Source organism: Streptomyces sp. NPDC006208 (assembly GCF_040613775.1).
In the GTDB taxonomy this organism is placed as follows: Bacteria; Actinomycetota; Actinomycetes; order Streptomycetales; family Streptomycetaceae; genus Streptomyces.
In genome coordinates, this window is the sequence record NZ_JBEXSW010000015.1 from 73238 (window position 1) to 89582 (window position 16345).

The following is a 16345-nucleotide window of genomic DNA, read 5'->3' on the forward strand; positions in this document are numbered from 1 at the left end:
CTCTCATGGTGAGACGATCACTCTCCGGACTCCGGGAAGGTGGTGTCACCGGGCGCGTCGCGCCGCGGCGACGGGTGACGCCGGGTCACGTTCGACGGCGCCGGAGCATCACCGATCCCGTCACGGCGAGGAGTGCGAGGACGGCGGCTCCCGAACCGGCGATCAGGGTGAGCGTCTTGTCGTCCCCGTCCGCCGATACTGCGGCGGACCGGTCCGCCGGCGGGCCGACGGGCGGGGTGACCGGTGGCGCGGCCTCTGCCGTCACGGGCGGTTCGGTCGGCTCCTCGGTCGGATCGTCCTCAGGGGGGCTCGGCGAGGGCGCGGTCGGCGGCGCGGTGTCCCTCGGTGGCGCTTCGTGTGCCTCCTCGCCCTTCGCGTTGCCGGTCAGTACCACGTCGGAGCACGAGTAGTAGGTGTCCGGCGTGTCCGTGTTCTGCCAGATGGTGTAGAGCACATGGCGGCCGGTCAGCCCGGCGGGCAGACGCCCGCGGATCCGGTAGGCGCCGTTGACCAGCGCGGGGTCGGTGGCGGTGGCGAACGGCCGTGCTGCCAGGTCGTCCCAGCGCAGCGGCCCGGCGGGATCGTAACCCTCCTTCGTGAGATAGAGCTTGAACGTCCCCCTGTGCGGGATCGTCGAGCGGTAGGTGAGCGTGAACCGCTCACCCGCCTCGAGCGGCGTCGCGGGCCAGTCGGTCCGGGCGACGTCCAGGCCCCGGTACGCGTCCAGGCCGGCGCTGCACAGCTGCCCGTCCGGAATGACCTGCCGGTCCCGGCCCCGCACGTCCGCCACCCGCAGGTTGTCCCATGCGCGGAAGTCCGCTCCCCCGTTGACGGCAACGGCCGCCCGGCAGGCGGCCGATGTGCGCTGCGCCCCGTCCAGGCCGCAGGCGGCGACTCTGCTGACCGGATCGGTCGGCGCACCGTGGGCGTGTGCCACGCCGGCGGCCGCGCTGGTGAGCAGGATCGGCACCGCCCCGAGAACGACGGCGGCGGCAGTGGCGGGTCCCGGGCGACGGTGTGTCATCGGCGGCAGACCTCCTTGCGTGCTGGGGGCTGGACGGTTGCCGTCGTCCAGTACGTCGGCGGCGGGCGCCGCGTTCACAGGACGGCCGGGGACACCCGGAGGCCCAGCTTGTACGCGATCCCCGACGGGGCCGGGTCCGGCGGTCAGAACCTGACGCGGGCGGCGACGGGCAGATGGTCGCTGCCGGTCGCAGGCAGCGAGAACACGCTCGTGACGGTGGCGGACCTGGTCATGACCTGGTCGATCCGGGCGACGGGAAACGCCGCGGGCCAGCTGAACGCGAACCCCGGCCCGGTCGGGTTCATCTGTGAACTGACCGGCCGCAGGCCGCGGTCGTCCACCGTGCTGTTGAGGTCACCCAGCAGGATCACCCTGTCCAGCGGCTCGGCGGCGATCGCCGCGCCGAGCAGGCGGGCGCTCTCGTCCCGCCACGCCGAGTCCAGGCCGTTCACTGCGAGGCGCACCGAGGGCAGATGGGCGACGTAGACGGCGATCTCGCCCTGCGGCGTACGCGCGGTGCAGCGCAGCGCCCGGTTCCAGCCGGGGCCGATCCCGGCCGGTTTGATGTCCAGTGGCCGTACGTCGGTGAGCGGAAACCTCGACCACAGTCCGACGGTACCCGCGACCGCATGGTGCGGATGGTGCGCGGCGAGGGCCTCGCGATAGCGGGGCCGGGCGGATTCGGTGACCTCCTCCAGTGCGATGAGGTCGGGGCTGATCCGGACCAGGGCCCGGGCGGTGGCCTCCGGGTCGGTGTTCGTGTCACTGACGTTGTGCTGCACCACGACCAGGTCGTGCGCGGCTCCCTGCGCGGGCAGCAGCAACGCGCCGAACCGGCCCAGCCACGCCACTACGGGCAGCAACAGCGCGAGCAGTGCGGTGCGGGACCTGCGCAGCACGGCCACGGCCAGCAGTACGGGCACGACGAGCCCGAGCCACGGCAGGAACGTCTCCAGGAGACTGCCGAGGCGGCCGAGGGTGTTCGGTACGGCGGACGGCAGCGCGAGCAGGCACGCCGCGACCACGGCGGCCGCGGCGGTGATGCGGCCGTTCCGCCACGAGAAGCGACGACGCTGCGCGGTCCCGCTGCGACCGCATCGGCCCCGGCACAGCGTGCCCCACAACGCGGGGCGCCGACGCATCACTCGGCGCCCCGGCGGGGCCGCAGCCATGTGCTCCTGCGTCCCGTCCATGACGCCCTCCCCGTTGCCCCCGTTACCCGCCCGAGGATAGATCGTGCCGGGCCGATGGCGTTCAGTGGCGGCGGCCGGCGTCGCAAGGACATCCGAAGAGGAGGTCGAGAACGCCGGGATGCGCATCACGACCCGTCTGCTCGACGGACAACTGCCCCATCACGAGAAGCTGTTCGGGCTGCCCGAGGGTGCGGAAGCGACCGTGGTCACGGGCCGCGCGCCGCTGCTCTACGCAGTGAGGCGTGTCGCAGTCGTCGCCGAGGGCGACGGGCCGATGCAGTTGTCCTCCACGGGCGCCTCCGTCCGGCTCCGGGCAGGGTACGCGGACGATGTCGCCTCCCAGGTGCTGCCGGCGGCTCTGGAAGGCGCCGACGAATGACGGTCGCCTTCGACCCGTCGTATCTCGTGGATGCCCTGTCGTCGTTCGACGCGCAGGCGTGCGCTTCCATCTGCTCGGCCCGGGACAGCGGGCGCTGCTCAGCGGCGCGGACGCGGTCCACGGCACGGCGCAGCCGGGTCACCGCCACCTGCTGATGTCGGTGAAGCACCTGGTCTGACCCGTACACGCCGATGGCGGCCGGTTAGGCTGAGGCGCCTATGCTCCGTTCGAACCACATCCGCTCGCGCCGTACCCGCTCGCGTCCCATGCCTGTTGTGCGGCGTACCCGCACAGGCGCCGCAGCGTTCCGGGCTGCGGCAGCCATGGCCGCGGGTGCCTGGATGCTGACCGGCTGCGCGGCGGAGACCGGGGCGCGGGACGGCGGCGTCGCGCCCAGTCTTTCGCCTCCGGTTCATGCCTCGCCCCTGTGGCCGCAGTACGAACCGCCACGGCCGCTCGGCAGCGGTGAGCCCCTCCCCGCGTACCGGCCCTACCCTGCCGTGCCCATCGAGGTCCCCGTGAGCGGCCTGCGGGGCATGCCCGTCAAGAAGTTGCTGGAAAGGGATCCGAATGTGCCCCCGCTGGTCCGGGCCGCGCTCTCGAACTGTCCCGGCGCTCGCTGCGGGCTGCGCTCCCCCGTCCTCCGGGATCTGACGGGCGACGGAAGCGACGAACTCGTGGTCGCCTTCGACGAACCCTCCGCGTCGCTGACGCTGCTCCAGGTCTACCGGGCCTCCGGCCGCACCGTACGCCCGGTGCTGATCACCTGGGGACAACTGGGTCTGACCGGCGAGACGTTCGGCCATGACCTGGTGATCACCGCGGCCGGTCACGACGGAAGCTTCACCACCCGATACCGCTGGAACGGCACCGTGATGACCCCGGGCTCACCGCAGGACGAGCCACGGCCGCCCGGCGGTCGGGGCGGTACGGCTCCTGTGCCTCCCAGCACGACCAACCCACCGGCGGCCGTGCCCCCGACGAGGACGTCCCGATGACCAACATCCCACCGGCTCGCTCCGAAGCCCATGTGCTGCTCGTCGAGGACGACGAGGTGATCCGCAAGACCGTGCGGATGCTGCTCGAGCGGTACGGCTTCACCGTGTCGACCGCGGGCGACGGGCTGACGGGGCTGGAGTTGTTCCGGGAGACGAGCCCGGATCTGCTGCTGCTGGATGTCATGCTGCCCGAGCTGGACGGTATCGGACTGTGCCGCAGGGTCCGCGAGTTGAGCCTCGTGCCGATCCTGATGATGTCGGCCCGCGGCGACACGCTGGACGTCGTCTCCGGCCTGGAGGCGGGCGCCGACGACTATGTGGTCAAACCCTGTGAGAGCGCGATTCTTGTCGCTCGCATCCGCTCGCTGCTGCGCCGCGCCTCGTTCCCGACCGCCGTCCCCGCCGGCGACGGGTCCCCGGGCGACGAGGATTCCACGGCCACGTTCGGCGATCTGACCATCGACACCCGCGGCATGGAGGTGCGGCGCGCCGGACACACGCTCGCGCTGACGCCGACCGAGCTGCGGATGCTCCTGGAGTTCGCCGCGTCACCCGGCGTCGTACTGGAGCGGCGTACGCTGCTGAGCCGGGTGTGGGACCACGCGTGGCACGGCGACACCCGGGTCGTCGACCTCCATGTGCAGCGGCTGCGGGCCAAGATAGGCGCCGAGCGGATCGAGACCGTCCGCGGCTTCGGCTACAAGCTGCGGCGCTGACCATGGACCTGCGCTGGCGGATCGCCGTCCTGGTGGGCGTGGCCATCTGCGCCGTTGCCACCGCCGTGGGTGTGCTGGTGCACCACGCCTCGCGCGACCGGGAGTTGTCGCAGGCACGCGAAGCCGCACGCACCACGCTCGACCGGGCTGCCGTCATCTACGCCCGCACCGGCACGGTCCAGGGATCGGGTGCCGCACTCGGCGCGACCGGGCTGCCGCACGGCCTTGCCACGCTGGTCGACAAGGGGCGCCAGGGCACCGAGTTCACCGACGGACCGGCGGGGCCCGCCATGTGGGCCGCCCGGCCCGCAGGCGACCAGGTGCTCTCCGTACGCATCGACCTGAGCGTCACCATGCGCGACCTCGGCGCGCTCGACACCAACATCGTCGTCGCCTGTGTGCTCACGACGGTGGTGGTGCTGCCGCTCGGGGTGCTCAGCGCGGGCCGGATGAGCCGCAGGCTGCGTACGGCCGCCGGGACCGCGCGTCGCATCGCCGACGGGGACCTCGACGCCCGTATCTCGGCAGGGCCCCGCCCACAGGACGAGATCGCCGAGATCTCCGCGGCGGTCGACAGCATGGCCGCGGCGCTTCAGCGGCGACTGCGGGTCGAGCAGCGTTTCACCGCCGATGTGGCGCATGAACTGCGTACGCCCCTGATGGGGCTGGTCACTGCGGCCGAACTGCTGCCGGAGGACGAGGCGGCCGGATATGTGCGCGACCGGGTGCGGGTGCTCAGCACGCTCGTGGAGGAGCTGCTGGAGATCTCCCGCCTGGACTCGGGCGGGGAGGAGGCGGATGTGTCGCCGTGCCCGATCGGCCCGTTGGTGACGGAGATAGTCGGCCGCACCGGGCTGTCCACGCAGGTACTGGTCGAGGGGCCGACCGAGCCCGACGAAGATGACATGAGGGTGTGGACCGACCCGCGGCGCCTGGAGCGCATCGTCGCCAATCTGGTCGTCAACGCACACCGGCACGGCCGTGCTCCGGTCACGGTGTCCGTGACCGGCGACGACTGTGTGACCGTGACCGTACGCGACCGGGGCCCGGGCTACCCCGAGTCGCTGCTGCAGGACGGGCCGCAACGATTTCGCACGGGCACGCGGGAGCGGGGCACGGGCCATGGTCTGGGCCTGACCATCGCGCGTGGCCAGGCCGAGGTCATCGGAGCCACGCTGGTCTTCGCCAACGACCCGGACAGCGGAGCGGTCGCCACTCTGCGGCTGCCGGCACCGGTGGGCGAGGCCGGCGGACAGGACGAGCGGGACGGCTGACCGATACACGACCGATACATCACCGAGAGCCGGCCGATGCCGTCCTTCCGGTTGACGAAGATCTTCGGCGCCGAGGATGGTGCCATGCGTATCAGGCGGAACCCGGACAGGCCGACCGGGCGGCTCACTGCGAGCGAGTTCGGCCGGGCGGACACGCCAGAACAGGACGGCGCAGGCAGGACGGGCCCGCGCAGGAGAGGCCGCACGTCGCGACCGCTCCCCGGCATGCGCGGCCGGGCCCGCACACGCACCGGGATACGCCGGTTCCTCAGCTGGCGCAGGCTCCTCCTCGGCCTGGCCACCCTGTGCCTCCTGCTCGTCGGCGGCTTCACGGTCCTGTACTTCGCGATCGACATCCCCCGGGCCAACGACCTGGCCAAGGCACAGAGCAACGTCTTCCTCTACAGCGACGGAACGCGCCTGGCCCGCACCGGAGACATCAACCGGGAGAGCGTGCCGCTGGACCGAGTGCCCGAGAATGTGCGGCGCGCCTTCGTCGCGGCGGAGAACAAGGACTTCTACAGCGACGCCGGAGTCTCCCTGAGCGGCACCGCACGGGGGATCCTCAGCACGCTGACGGGCAAAGGCAAACAGGGCGGCTCGACCATCACCCAGCAGTACGTCAAGAACTACTACCTCAGCCAGGAACAGACCGTCAGCCGCAAGGTGCAGGAGCTGGTGATCGCCCTCAAGGTCGACCGGCAGACCTCCAAGGACGACATTCTCGCCGGCTATCTCAACACCAGTTTCTACGGGCGCCAGTCGTACGGCATACAGGCGGCGGCCCGCGCCTACTACGGCAAGGAGGTCGGACAGCTCACCGTCGAGGAGGGTGCGTACCTCGCGGCGTTGCTGCAGGCTCCCAGCCAGTACGACTGGGCGGTGGCCGGCCCCTCGGGCAGGCAGCGGGTCGTGGAGCGCTGGGGCTATGTGCTCGACAACATGGTCGAGGAGGGCTGGCTGGACGCGTCCGCGCGGCAGGGCATGCGCTTCGCGGCGCCGCTCGCGCCCAAGCCGACCGCGGGCCTCGGCGGACGCACCGGGTATCTCGTCGAGGCCGCGCGGCGGGAGCTGCTGGCATCAGGCATCAGCGAGCAGGAACTCGCCGGCGGTGGCTGGCGTATCACCCTCACCGTCGATCCGGCCCAGCAGCGGGCGCTTGAGCAGGCCGTCGCGACCAGTGACGGCACAGTCGGGGCCGGCGGTACGGACTCGGACATCAACCGGCAGACCGGGGCGGTGTCGGTGGACCCGAGGTCCGGCCGCATCCTGGCGCTGTACGGCGGCAGGGACTACCTCAAGCACTTCATCAGCAACGCGACCCGCTCCGACTACCAGGCCGGACCGACCTTCGGTCCGGTGGCCCTGGCCGCGAAGGTCGACGCGCCGCCCGAGGAGCGGGGCGCCCGCGCCGCCGCGGACTATTTCACCCAAGTCCGTCAGACCGCCGTGGAGTTGGGCATGAACCCGCAGGCGAGCGGGTTCACCTCGCCGCGGTCGACGTCGCTCGGGCTCATGGGTGTCAGCCCGATGGAGATGGCGGGCGTCTACGCCACCCTCTCCAACGGCGGCAAGAAGGTGACCCCTTCGATCGTGAAGTCGGCGCAGCGCGGCGACGAGCGCACGAATCTGCCGCCCGCGATCGGAGGCCAGGCCGTGAGCCCCGAGACGGCCGCCGTGGTGACCGGGTCCCTCGGCACCGACTTCGTCGCCGGCGGTCCCGTCCCGGTCCAGGACGCAGCGGCGCGCCGACCGCCGGACTGGTTCGTCCCGCGGGTCACGGGCGCCTCGGACGACAGGAAGGCGGAGTGGTACATCGGCTGCTCGCCGGAGCTTGTGACGTCGTTGGCGCTGTTCGGCGAGGATGCGAAGTCCAGGAAGCAGGTGGCTCTCGAGGGGGTGGGCAACGGCAGCGCGGCCAGGATCGGGACGATGTACACCTCGATGTCGCGCTCCGGGGTTGCGCCCGAGCCGACGCCCTCCGAGTGACGATCCGGTCCGTTCGGCGGCGCCGCGTAAATCCGGTGGAACGGCGGAGACCGGGTGTGCGAGGCTGAGGGTGCCGAAGGGGTGTAGCTCAGATGGCCAGAGCGTCGGTCTCCAAAACCGAATGCCGCAGGTTCGACTCCTGTCACCCCTGCCACCCACGTCCCGCCGTCCGCTCGCGCGGAGCTGACGGCGGGACCTGCGTCATTCTCCGGCGAGCAGTGCGGTCAGAGCGATCGGGTCCCCGGCCGGGTGCAGATCGCTGACCTGCCCGTCGCCCACCTCGATGACACGCCAGGCCCCGTCCTCGCGCAGGGCGACGTCGGTGGTGACGAACCGGCAGCCAAGGCTGCGCACGGCGGGCGCCACGTGCGCCAGCTCCGGTGCGGTCGTTGCCGTGATACGGCTGTCCGGATGCGGCGTGATCAGCCGCGGCTCTCCATCCAGCCACCACACGCGCAGCTCAGGGGCGATGGACTCGTCCCTGACGAACCTCTCGAAGGTCCGCAGCACGATTCCTCCCGCCAGGAATTGCTCCTGGAGCTCGACGAACCGCCCGACGATCCGGTGCAGTTGCCGGCCATCGGCCGGATCGGGGATGTAACAGGCCTCGTCCCAGGCGTCCTTACGGGACTTGACGAAGTCCTTGACGACGGCGGGACCGGCCGGCAGTTGCGCGGCCAGCGCGGACAGCTCTGCCGCGGTCGGGGTCTGTCCCGGATCGGTCCGGCGCCAGACGCTCGCGGGAGTGACCTCACGGAACGTCTCGTACCAGCCGGGTAGTTCGTGGGCAGCCCGGTAGCGGTCCGGTGCGGTCAGGAGACCGCTGCGGCGCGACAGGAGCGCGGTGCTCAGATCGGCGTAGCGGTCAGCGGGGATCATCCAGCCCCGGTACCACGCCGCGCCCATGCCCTGTGGCACCCGGGCGACGGCGCGCCCGGCGTCGCCCTGGAGGAGGGCGTCATGGTCGATCAGCGCGATGTCACCACCGGCCGCCCGGACTTCGTGTGCCTCGGCGGCGAAGTGTGCGTCGACACGCCGGGGGTTGAGCGGATCACTGCAGTACAGGACAGGTGTGGGCATACGATCACGGTACGCCCGCGCCGGGTCGGCACCGCGAGCGCCATCGGATCCCCCCGCCGGGATCGTCACCGGCGCTCGCAGTCGTCGGCGCTCGCTACGAGCTGATGTCGCAGCCCCTCCACGCCGTCGCCCGACCGACGCCGGATCCGTATCCAAACGACCCGGGGCCCGCACGGGTGCGGATCGGCCGCGTTGTCAGTCTCCTCTGGCAACCTGCGTACATGGAAACGACACTGCAGATCACCATCGACTGTACCGACCCGCAGAAACTCGTGGCCTTCTGGACCCAGGCGCTGCACTACGTGCCGGAGCCGCCGCCGGGTGGCCACGCCACCTGGCGGGAGTACTGGGCGGACATGGGGGTGCCCCAGGCGGAGCTGACCGAGGGGGTCGGTGAGGCCCCTGAGTCGATCGTGGACCCCAAGGGTGCCGGGCCGCGGGTCTGGTTCCAGCACGTGCCGGAGCCGAAGACCGTCAAGAACCGGGTGCACCTCGATCTGAAGGTGAGCGGCGGCCGGAGCGTTCCTCTGGCGCTGCGCACCGAGCGGGTGACGGCCGAGGTCGAGCGCCTGACCGCTGCGGGGGCGCGCATCCTGCGCACCATGGACGAGCCCGGCATGGACTACTTCGCCGTGGTGCTCCAGGATCCGGAGGGCAACGAGTTCTGCATCGCGTAGGGCGCGGCGGACGCCCGCCTCAGCGTGAGTGGTCCGGCCCGGCTCCCGCGCCCGCCTTCCGGGCTACCACCAGCACACCGCGCGGGCGGGAGTCGGGCAGCCGCCCCAGCCCCTCGAGCGGCAGCAACTCCATCGAGAATCCCGCCTGCCTCAGGTCGGCGAGCACCTTCGAGAGCGGGAAGGTGCGGTAGTACATGACGAACCGCGGCCGCCACAGAGCGTTGCGCACCCGCATGGCCAGGTCGAAGCCGAGCAGCGCCCAGTAGAGCCAGGACGCCGGGCGCGGCGGAGCCATGACCGGGAACACGAACCGGCCGCCGGGGCGGAGCACCGAGTGGGCCTGGGCGAAGAGCAGAGGGCGCTCAGCGGGAAGGAAGTGACCGAAGGCGCCGAAGCTCACGGCCAGGTCGAAAACCGGCGCGAACGGCAGGGCGCGGGCGTCGGCCCGTACCCAGGACACGGGCGGCCCGCTGTCGTCGGCCGACAGCCCGGCCAAGGCGGCGGCCGCGAGCATTCCGGCACTGAAGTCGACACCGGCGACCCGTTCCCGGCACACCTGCCGCAGCATGCCGATGCCCGCGCCGGTGCCGCAGCAGATGTCGAGTCCGGCAGTGAAGGGCCCGAGCGGCCGTACGGCTTCGGCGACGGCATCGAGTACCGGGCCGGGTGTGCGGAAGGGCGTCAGGTCGAACTTGGGGGCGAGCAGGTCGTAGCCGTGCTCGGTCGAGGAGAGCGCCTGGACGGCCAGTTCGCGGAGGGTCGGTCCCTGAGGGGTGAACATCGCCGATCAGCGTAGCGGCAGGGACGGGGGGTCGGCTCCGGCATCAGGCGGTCGGCACCCGAACCTCCTTTCGTCTTATTGACGATAATCGACTCGCACTTATATCGTCAGAGGGACGAAAAGAGGGGGTTCCTGTCATGGCCGACATCACCGCACGCTTCGGCTGGCGCCATCTGCGCGCCGCACCCACGGCCCATGTCCGTCACCACAGGCGCGGGCGCCTTGTCCACGACGGGCCGGGCCTGAGCTTCTGGTTCCGCGCGCTCACCGCCGCCTTGTCCGAAGTGCCCGTCGACGACCGCGAGTTGGCGATGTCCTTCCATGCCCGCACCTCCGACTTCCAGGACATCAGCGTGCAGGCGACCGTGACCTACCGGATCAGCGAACCGGCCACCGCCGCCGCCCGGCTGGACTTCTCCGTCGACCCGGACACCGGGGTCTGGCGCGGCGCGCCGCTGGAACAGATCGCCACGCTGCTGACCGAGACCGCCCAGCAGCACGCCCTCGACGTGCTGGCCCGCACCCCCCTGTCGGCCGCGCTGGCGGACGGCGTCGCCCAGGTACGGGGGCGCATCACGGACGGGCTCACGGCGGAGCCCCGGCTGCCGGCCACCGGCATCGAGGTGGTGGCGGTGCGCGTCGTCGCGCTGCGCCCCGAGCCCGAGGTCGAGCGGGCACTGCGCACACCGGCGCGTGAGCAGATCCAGCAGGAGGCGGACCGGGCGACGTACGAGAGGCGCGCCGTGGCCGTCGAGCGCGAGCGGGCGATCGCCGAGAACGAACTGGCGAGCAAGATCGAACTGGCCCGGCGCGAGGAGCAGTTGGTCGAACAGAACGGCACCAACGCGCGCCGCCAGGCCGAGGAGAGCGCGGCGGCAGATGCCGTGCGGGCCGAAGCCGAGGCGAGCCGTACGGTGCGGCTCGCCCGGGCCGAGGCCGAGGCGGCACGGGAGGTCGGAGAGGCGCGGGCCGGAGCCCAGGCAGCCTGGCTGCGAGTGCACGCAGACGTGGACGCCACGACCTTGCACGCCCTGGCCGTCACCCGGCTGGCGGAGAACCTGCCCCGGATCGACAGCGTCACCCTCTCCCCCGATGTCCTCACCGGCCTGCTCGCCAGGCTCGGCGGCTCGGGCGGGCCGACCGGCGGCACGGCGGCGCGGCCATGAGCCTCGCCCCGCGTGCGGTGCTCGTGCACCGCACCACCGAGTACGAGGAACTGCTCGCCCGCCATGGCACCCACGGCCAGGCCGAGTTCTTCCTCGCGTCGCGCGGGCGCAGTATCGATGAGGTGGCACAGCGGCACCGGCGCACACGCCGGGCACTGGCGGATGTGGCCGGTGCGGTTCCGCTGACCTGGCGTCAGACCCGGGTGGAGCGCGCGGATCTCGACCGCTTCCTCTTCGGACCCGAGGATGTGGTCGCCGTGGTGGGCCAGGACGGGCTCGTCGCCAATACGGCGAAGTATCTGACGGGGCAGCCGGTGATCGGCATCGACACCGATCCCGGCCGCAATCCGGGAGTGCTGGTGCGCCATCGTGCCGAGGACGCGGGCCGGCTGCTGCGTGCGGCGGTCCTCCCCGGCGCCGGCACGGACGAGCTCACCATGGTCGAGGCCGTCTCGGACGACACACAGCGGCTGCTGGCGCTGAACGAGATCTATCTCGGCCGGTCCGGGCACCAGAGCGCGCGCTACCGGCTCGGCCCGGACAGCGAGGGTGCACAGGCCGAACCGCAGGCCTCGTCCGGGGTTCTGGTCGGCACGGGCACGGGCGCCACAGGCTGGTTGAGGTCGTTGTGGCAGGAGCGGGGCAGCACCCTCGCCCTGCCCGGGCCGGCAGACCCGCTGCTGGTCTGGTTCGTCCGCGAGGCCTGGCCCTCCCCCGCGACCGGGACCAGTCAGGTGGCGGGGACTCTTGCACGCGGGCAGCGGTTGCGGATCACTGTCGAGTCCGACCGGCTGGTCGTGTTCGGCGACGGAATGGAAGCGGACGCCCTTGAGCTGACCTGGGGACAGTCGGTGCGCTTCGGCGTCTGCGACACGGCGCTGCGGCTGCTGGTCTGAAACCGGTCAGCGCACCCCGCCACACGGCGCCGTGAATGGCCGGACATCGCTCTAGTCCACTCCGTCAAGGGTTTCTACGATTCCGACACCGGGTCTTCACAGATCGGGTGCCACATGCTCGATGGTGTCATGTGCATGACGATTCAACGTTCCGTCCAGCGCACACGTCCGTGACGGCCTGCCGCATCCGCGGCCGACCGCACCCCCCACCGCGCGGCACGTCGGAACATCCGCCGTGCCGCCCGGCACTGAAGCATGGATTGGAGAACCATGACCGGTGGACTGCTGGTGACCGGCGCGATAGCCGCGCTGCTCACCACGGCTCTCCCCGCACAGCACAGCCCGTCCTCGATCGTCGACCCGCCGCCGGACAGGATCGTGATCGACATCGCGACGGTCAACGGATCCGGGTGTCCGAAGGACACGGCCGCCGTCGCCGTCTCCCAGGACAACACCGCCTTCACCGTGACCTACAGCCAGTACCTGGCACAGGTCGGAGGCGGCGCCCCGCCCACCGCGGCACGGAAGAACTGCCAGCTCAACCTGATCGTGCATGTCCCGCAGGGCTTCACCTACGCGATCGCCAGCGCCGACTACCGCGGGTACGCGTCGCTCGCGCCCGGCGCGAGCAGCACCGAGAAGGCCTCGTACTACTTCCAGGGCTCACCGCAGACCGCCTCCCGCACCCACAACTTCGGCGGCCCGTACGACGACAACTGGCAGGCGACGGACGAGACCGACTGGGCGCAGCTGGTCTGGGCACCCTGCGGCGTGCAGCGGAACTTCAACATCAACACCGAACTGCGCGTCAACAAGGGCACCTCGGCCCCCGGCGCGACCAGCTACATGACCATGGACTCCACCGACGGCGCCATCAGCACCGTCTACCACCTGGCCTGGAAGGAGTGCCCGGAGAGCTGACCCTCGCCCGCCCGGCCGGGCCACGCCCCCGCCCGGCCGGGCACCGGCACCGGCGGGAAGCGTTCAGACGCCCTTGCTCCCACCCTGGGACGGCGGTCCGTCGCCCGGACCGGGCTGCTCCGCCGCGGCCGGATCCAGCAGACGCATCAGGAAGTTGCGGGTCCGCTCGTGCTGCGGATCGCCCACGACCTGCTCGGCCGGCCCCTGCTCGACGATCACACCACCGTCCATGAACACCACGCGGTCGGCGACCTCCCGGGCGAAGCTCATCTCGTGCGTCACGACCATCATGGTCATGCCCTCCGCGGCCAGCAGCCGCATCACGGCCAGGACATCGCCCACCAGTTCGGGGTCGAGAGCGGAGGTCGGCTCGTCGAAGAGCATCACCTCCGGGTCCATGACCAGCGCCCGGGCGATGGCGACCCGCTGCTGCTGCCCGCCGGACAGCTGGGCAGGGTAGGCGTCCGCCTTGTCGGCGAGGCCGACGCGCTCGAGGTTCTGCCGGGCCACCTCGGCCGCCTTCGCCTTGCCGCGGCGCAGCACGCGGCGTTGGGGCAGGGTGAGGTTCTCGGTCACGCTCACATGCGGAAACAGATTGAACTGCTGGAAGACCATGCCGATCCGGCGACGCACGGCATCGATGTCGACATCCAGGTCGGTGACCTCGGTGCCGCCCACGAAGACCTGACCGGCGGTCGGCTCCTCCAGCAGGTTCACACAGCGCAGCAGCGTCGACTTGCCCGACCCCGACGGGCCGATGACGCACACCACCTCGCCCCTGGCGATGTCCAGGTCGATGCCGCGCAGAACCTCGTTGTCCCCGAAGGACTTGTGCAGACCCCGGATCTCGATCTCGGCGCGGCCCGCAGCACTCACGGGCTCGGGCACCGGTGCTTGCTTCTGTGGCATCTCGTCCTCACTTGGCCTTTTCGGCGCTTGCCTCGAGGCGGCGCACCACAAAGCTCAGCGGCACGGTCACCAGCAGGTAGCACAGGCCGGCGACCAGGATCGGGGTGGAGTTGGCGGTCTGGCTCGCGAGGTCCCGGCCGAACTTGGTCAGCTCCCGCTCGTTCAGGGTGACACCGAGGAACAGCACCAGTGAGGAGTCCTTGAACAGCAGGACCAGTTCATTGGTCAGTGGCGGGATGACGATCCGGAACGCCTGGGGGATGATCACCGAGACCATGGCCCTGGCGTGCGAGAAGCCCAGTGAACGGGCTGCCTCCATCTGTCCCTTGGGCACCGCCTGGATGCCCGCCCGGATGGTCTCGGCCATATAGGCGGCGGCGACCAGACCGAGGCCGAGCGCCACCTGCCCGTAGACGCCTCCGGGGATCTGCGTACCCGGGAAGGCCAGCGGCACCGCGACGCCGACGAAGATGAAGATCAGCAGGGCCGGAAGGCCCCGGAAGATCTCGATGTACACGCTCGCGACCCACCGGTAGGGGGCCACGGACGACAGCCGCATCAGCGCGATGATCAGCCCGAGCAGCAGACCGAACAGGAACCCGGACAGGGTGTAGACGACAGTGTTGCGCAGCGCGATGGTGATGATGTCCGGGAAGAGCTCTTCGGCGATGTCCTTCTGCGCGAACTGGTTCTGCAGGCGGCCCCAGTCGGCCTGGAAGCCGATCAGGACCAGGGCCGCCACGAAGACCGCGTACTGGATGCCCTGGGAGACCCGGCGCCGCTGGCGCCGGGTGAGGCGTGAGGTCACGACCGGCCCTGGGGCAGCGGGCCGATCCACTGCTCGTACAGCTTGTTGTACGTACCGTCGGCCTTCGCGTCCTCGATCGCCTTGTCGATCGCGGCGCGCAGCTTGTCGTTGCCCTTCTTCACCGAGAAGCCGTACTGCTCGCCGGTCTCGATGTTCTCGCCGAGGACGAACTCGGCCGCGTTGGCCTTGTCCTTGAGCCAGCCCTGGACCACCGGGTAGTCGATGATGACGGCATCGACCTGGCCGGTGCGCAGGCCGTTCAGTACGGCGTCGGAGCTCTCGAACGCCACCGGGTCGAAGCCCTGCGACGTGGCATAGCTCTCGCCCGTGGTCCCGGCCTGGGCGCCGAGCTTCTTGTTCATGGACTTGACGTCCGCCAGAGACTTCACACCGCTCTTCTTGGTGGCGAGCAGCGCCTGGGTGGCGTCGAAGTAAGGAACGGAGAAGTCGACGTTCTTCTTGCGTTCGTCGGTGATGGTCATGCCCGCCGCGGCCAGATCGCACTTGCCGGAGTTGAGGAACGCACCTGTCTTGAAGTTCTCGAAGGGGGTGTCGAGGACCTTCTGCTCGACGCCGAGGTCCTTCGCCACCAGGTCGATCAGGGCGACGTCGAAACCGACGACCTTGCCGCCCTGCTCGAACTGGAAGGGCGGATAGGGCAGATGCGTGCAGACGGTCAGCTTGCCCTTTTCGACCACGGGAACACCGCCCGCCGCTTCGCCCGGTCCTTCTTCGCCGGAGGAACAGCCGACTGCGAGGAACATACCGGCCGCCAGAGCACCGGCGGTGGCGCGGAATCGGACGCTGAGGCGCGGGGAGCGGTGACCGCTGGCCGTCCGGAACACGGTGACCTCCATGGTCGTGGGGGGAGGGCGGGCGGCCCGGATCGCGACCACCCGCCGAGATCGTAAGCCACCGAAGGCGTGGGTCGACGTACCCGTCCATCAGGTGTTCCATACCTTGGACAGGGCAGTTGTCATGGCCGCCCGCCCCATTTCCGGACACCTCGCCTACGCTGGGCACGGCCAGGCACCCGGCGGCGATCAACAAGCGGTGGAGGGGGGCGGGATGAGCGGACGAGCACGGCGTTACGTCACGGCCGTCCTACCGTCCGTCCTCTTCGGGGTCTGGACCGTCCTCCTGACGCTGACCGGTACGGCCGATGGGGCCGTCGCCCTGTCCGCCCCGGCCGCCTCCGTGGTCACGCACGCCGGCGCCGCACAGGCCGTCGCCGTACGGCCCGAGCACACGAGGCCCGTCACGCAGCCGCGGTCGGAGGCTCCGCATGCGGCTGCCCTCCGGCAGCTCGTGGCCGCCGACGCCACGGTCCGCCCGCCCGGCCCGCCCCCGGTACTGCCCGGCCCGGTGGCCGCCGGCCCGTTGCGCGGCCTGCACAGCGACGGCACGGTGCAGCCGCGGCAGGAGCGGGCGCCACCACATGATCCGTACGACCCGCGGGACACCCGCGCTCCACCCTCCACCCGGCACAGCTGACGTCGTGTGACGCCCGCCGTCCCGTGTCGCGGCATGCCCG

General features: G+C 71.0%; 16 protein-coding genes, 1 tRNA gene and 1 pseudogene. 11 read left to right on the top strand and 7 right to left on the bottom strand.

Annotated elements, in window-relative coordinates:
• Nucleotides 1-85: 85 nt before the first annotated feature.
• Together ABZ208_RS14680 and ABZ208_RS14685 are read right to left on the bottom strand one after the other, a co-directional pair.
• Nucleotides 86-1024 (bottom strand): lytic polysaccharide monooxygenase, encoded by a 939-nt coding sequence (locus tag ABZ208_RS14680; RefSeq protein ID WP_356909854.1) that lies wholly within the window; start codon nucleotides 1022-1024, stop codon nucleotides 86-88.
• Between the two features lie 143 nt (nucleotides 1025-1167).
• Nucleotides 1168-2217 (bottom strand): endonuclease/exonuclease/phosphatase family protein, encoded by a 1050-nt coding sequence (locus tag ABZ208_RS14685; RefSeq protein WP_356909855.1) that lies wholly within the window; start codon nucleotides 2215-2217, stop codon nucleotides 1168-1170.
• Nucleotides 2218-2323: 106 nt separating this feature from the next.
• Between ABZ208_RS14685 and ABZ208_RS14690 the strand changes: the two are divergent.
• The 6 genes and pseudogenes from ABZ208_RS14690 to ABZ208_RS14715 all read left to right on the top strand — a co-directional run.
• A pseudogene (locus ABZ208_RS14690) lies at nucleotides 2324-2774 on the top strand (DNA polymerase III subunit beta); the annotation flags it as partial.
• Between the two features lie 88 nt (nucleotides 2775-2862).
• Nucleotides 2863-3594, top strand: a complete 732-nt coding sequence (locus ABZ208_RS14695) for a hypothetical protein (protein ID WP_356909856.1) — start codon at nucleotides 2863-2865, stop codon at nucleotides 3592-3594.
• Complete coding sequence (cseB, locus tag ABZ208_RS14700; RefSeq protein WP_356909857.1) at nucleotides 3591-4310, top strand: two-component system response regulator CseB; 720 nt, start codon at nucleotides 3591-3593, stop codon at nucleotides 4308-4310. Before ABZ208_RS14695 ends, cseB begins: the two co-directional genes overlap by 4 nt.
• A 2-nt stretch (nucleotides 4311-4312) precedes the next feature.
• Nucleotides 4313-5584: a HAMP domain-containing sensor histidine kinase gene (locus tag ABZ208_RS14705; protein WP_356909858.1), complete on the top strand. Its 1272-nt coding sequence runs from the start codon at nucleotides 4313-4315 to the stop codon at nucleotides 5582-5584.
• Between the two features lie 84 nt (nucleotides 5585-5668).
• A complete protein-coding gene (locus tag ABZ208_RS14710) occupies nucleotides 5669-7573 on the top strand; it encodes a transglycosylase domain-containing protein (RefSeq protein WP_356909859.1) in 1905 nt (634 codons plus the stop codon).
• Between the two features lie 77 nt (nucleotides 7574-7650).
• Nucleotides 7651-7727: transfer RNA gene (locus ABZ208_RS14715), tRNA-Trp, on the top strand.
• Nucleotides 7728-7774: 47 nt separating this feature from the next.
• On the opposite strand, the gene ABZ208_RS14720 is transcribed toward ABZ208_RS14715, so the two are convergent.
• Entirely contained in the window at nucleotides 7775-8653 is an 879-nt protein-coding gene (locus ABZ208_RS14720) for an ATP-grasp domain-containing protein (RefSeq protein WP_356909860.1), read from the bottom strand.
• A 221-nt stretch (nucleotides 8654-8874) separates the two neighbouring features.
• On the opposite strand from ABZ208_RS14720, the gene ABZ208_RS14725 reads away from it, so the two are divergent.
• On the top strand, nucleotides 8875-9330 hold the full coding sequence (locus ABZ208_RS14725) for a VOC family protein (protein ID WP_328392672.1): 456 nt from the start codon (nucleotides 8875-8877) through the stop codon (nucleotides 9328-9330).
• A 19-nt stretch (nucleotides 9331-9349) separates the two neighbouring features.
• Here the strand turns inward: ABZ208_RS14725 and ABZ208_RS14730 are convergent, their stop codons facing one another.
• Nucleotides 9350-10111 carry a class I SAM-dependent methyltransferase gene (locus ABZ208_RS14730; RefSeq protein ID WP_356909861.1) on the bottom strand — a complete coding sequence of 254 codons (762 nt, stop codon included), beginning with the start codon at nucleotides 10109-10111 and terminating at the stop codon, nucleotides 9350-9352.
• 137 nt (nucleotides 10112-10248) lie between these two features.
• Between ABZ208_RS14730 and ABZ208_RS14735 the strand changes: the two genes are divergently transcribed.
• The 3 genes from ABZ208_RS14735 to ABZ208_RS14745 all read left to right on the top strand — a co-directional run bounded on the left by ABZ208_RS14735 (nucleotide 10249) and on the right by ABZ208_RS14745 (nucleotide 13094).
• Nucleotides 10249-11277: an SPFH domain-containing protein gene (locus tag ABZ208_RS14735; protein WP_328392676.1), complete on the top strand. Its 1029-nt coding sequence runs from the start codon at nucleotides 10249-10251 to the stop codon at nucleotides 11275-11277.
• The gene (locus ABZ208_RS14740) at nucleotides 11274-12173 is read left to right on the top strand and encodes a hypothetical protein (protein WP_356909862.1); all 900 of its coding nucleotides are present in this window, start codon (nucleotides 11274-11276) and stop codon (nucleotides 12171-12173) included. Before ABZ208_RS14735 ends, ABZ208_RS14740 begins: the two co-directional genes overlap by 4 nt.
• 270 nt (nucleotides 12174-12443) lie before the next feature.
• Nucleotides 12444-13094 (top strand): DUF4360 domain-containing protein, encoded by a 651-nt coding sequence (locus ABZ208_RS14745; RefSeq protein WP_356909863.1) that lies wholly within the window; start codon nucleotides 12444-12446, stop codon nucleotides 13092-13094.
• A 63-nt stretch (nucleotides 13095-13157) separates the two neighbouring features.
• On the opposite strand, the gene ABZ208_RS14750 is transcribed toward ABZ208_RS14745, so the two are convergent.
• From ABZ208_RS14750 to ABZ208_RS14760, 3 genes are read right to left on the bottom strand one after another with little or no spacing between them, the layout of a single operon-like run.
• Nucleotides 13158-14003 (bottom strand): amino acid ABC transporter ATP-binding protein, encoded by an 846-nt coding sequence (locus ABZ208_RS14750; protein ID WP_356909864.1) that lies wholly within the window; start codon nucleotides 14001-14003, stop codon nucleotides 13158-13160.
• Nucleotides 14004-14010: 7 nt separating this feature from the next.
• Nucleotides 14011-14811, bottom strand: coding sequence for an amino acid ABC transporter permease (locus ABZ208_RS14755; protein ID WP_356909865.1), 801 nt, complete (start codon nucleotides 14809-14811; stop codon nucleotides 14011-14013).
• Nucleotides 14808-15575, bottom strand: coding sequence for an ABC transporter substrate-binding protein (locus ABZ208_RS14760; RefSeq protein WP_356909917.1), 768 nt, complete (start codon nucleotides 15573-15575; stop codon nucleotides 14808-14810). The genes ABZ208_RS14755 and ABZ208_RS14760 overlap by 4 nt, the downstream gene beginning before the upstream one ends.
• Nucleotides 15576-15879: 304 nt before the next feature.
• Between ABZ208_RS14760 and ABZ208_RS14765 the strand changes: the two genes are divergently transcribed.
• A complete protein-coding gene (locus ABZ208_RS14765; protein ID WP_356909866.1) occupies nucleotides 15880-16305 on the top strand; it encodes a hypothetical protein in 426 nt (141 codons plus the stop codon).
• Nucleotides 16306-16345: the final 40 nt, after the last annotated feature.

What these genes read in the sequence shown, in the direction of transcription:
- ABZ208_RS14680 (WP_356909854.1), bottom strand. Translation starts at nt 1,024, where the DNA reads ATGACACACCGTCGCCCGGGACCCGCCACTGCCGCCGCCGTCGTTCTC.
- ABZ208_RS14685 (WP_356909855.1), bottom strand. Translation starts at nt 2,217, where the DNA reads ATGGACGGGACGCAGGAGCACATGGCTGCGGCCCCGCCGGGGCGCCGA.
- ABZ208_RS14695 (WP_356909856.1), top strand. Translation starts at nt 2,863, where the DNA reads ATGCCTGTTGTGCGGCGTACCCGCACAGGCGCCGCAGCGTTCCGGGCT.
- cseB (WP_356909857.1), top strand. Translation starts at nt 3,591, where the DNA reads ATGACCAACATCCCACCGGCTCGCTCCGAAGCCCATGTGCTGCTCGTC.
- ABZ208_RS14705 (WP_356909858.1), top strand. Translation starts at nt 4,313, where the DNA reads ATGGACCTGCGCTGGCGGATCGCCGTCCTGGTGGGCGTGGCCATCTGC.
- ABZ208_RS14710 (WP_356909859.1), top strand. Translation starts at nt 5,669, where the DNA reads ATGCGTATCAGGCGGAACCCGGACAGGCCGACCGGGCGGCTCACTGCG.
- ABZ208_RS14720 (WP_356909860.1), bottom strand. Translation starts at nt 8,653, where the DNA reads ATGCCCACACCTGTCCTGTACTGCAGTGATCCGCTCAACCCCCGGCGT.
- ABZ208_RS14725 (WP_328392672.1), top strand. Translation starts at nt 8,875, where the DNA reads ATGGAAACGACACTGCAGATCACCATCGACTGTACCGACCCGCAGAAA.
- ABZ208_RS14730 (WP_356909861.1), bottom strand. Translation starts at nt 10,111, where the DNA reads ATGTTCACCCCTCAGGGACCGACCCTCCGCGAACTGGCCGTCCAGGCG.
- ABZ208_RS14735 (WP_328392676.1), top strand. Translation starts at nt 10,249, where the DNA reads ATGGCCGACATCACCGCACGCTTCGGCTGGCGCCATCTGCGCGCCGCA.
- ABZ208_RS14740 (WP_356909862.1), top strand. Translation starts at nt 11,274, where the DNA reads ATGAGCCTCGCCCCGCGTGCGGTGCTCGTGCACCGCACCACCGAGTAC.
- ABZ208_RS14745 (WP_356909863.1), top strand. Translation starts at nt 12,444, where the DNA reads ATGACCGGTGGACTGCTGGTGACCGGCGCGATAGCCGCGCTGCTCACC.
- ABZ208_RS14750 (WP_356909864.1), bottom strand. Translation starts at nt 14,003, where the DNA reads ATGCCACAGAAGCAAGCACCGGTGCCCGAGCCCGTGAGTGCTGCGGGC.
- ABZ208_RS14760 (WP_356909917.1), bottom strand. Translation starts at nt 15,575, where the DNA reads ATGTTCCTCGCAGTCGGCTGTTCCTCCGGCGAAGAAGGACCGGGCGAA.
- ABZ208_RS14765 (WP_356909866.1), top strand. Translation starts at nt 15,880, where the DNA reads ATGAGCGGACGAGCACGGCGTTACGTCACGGCCGTCCTACCGTCCGTC.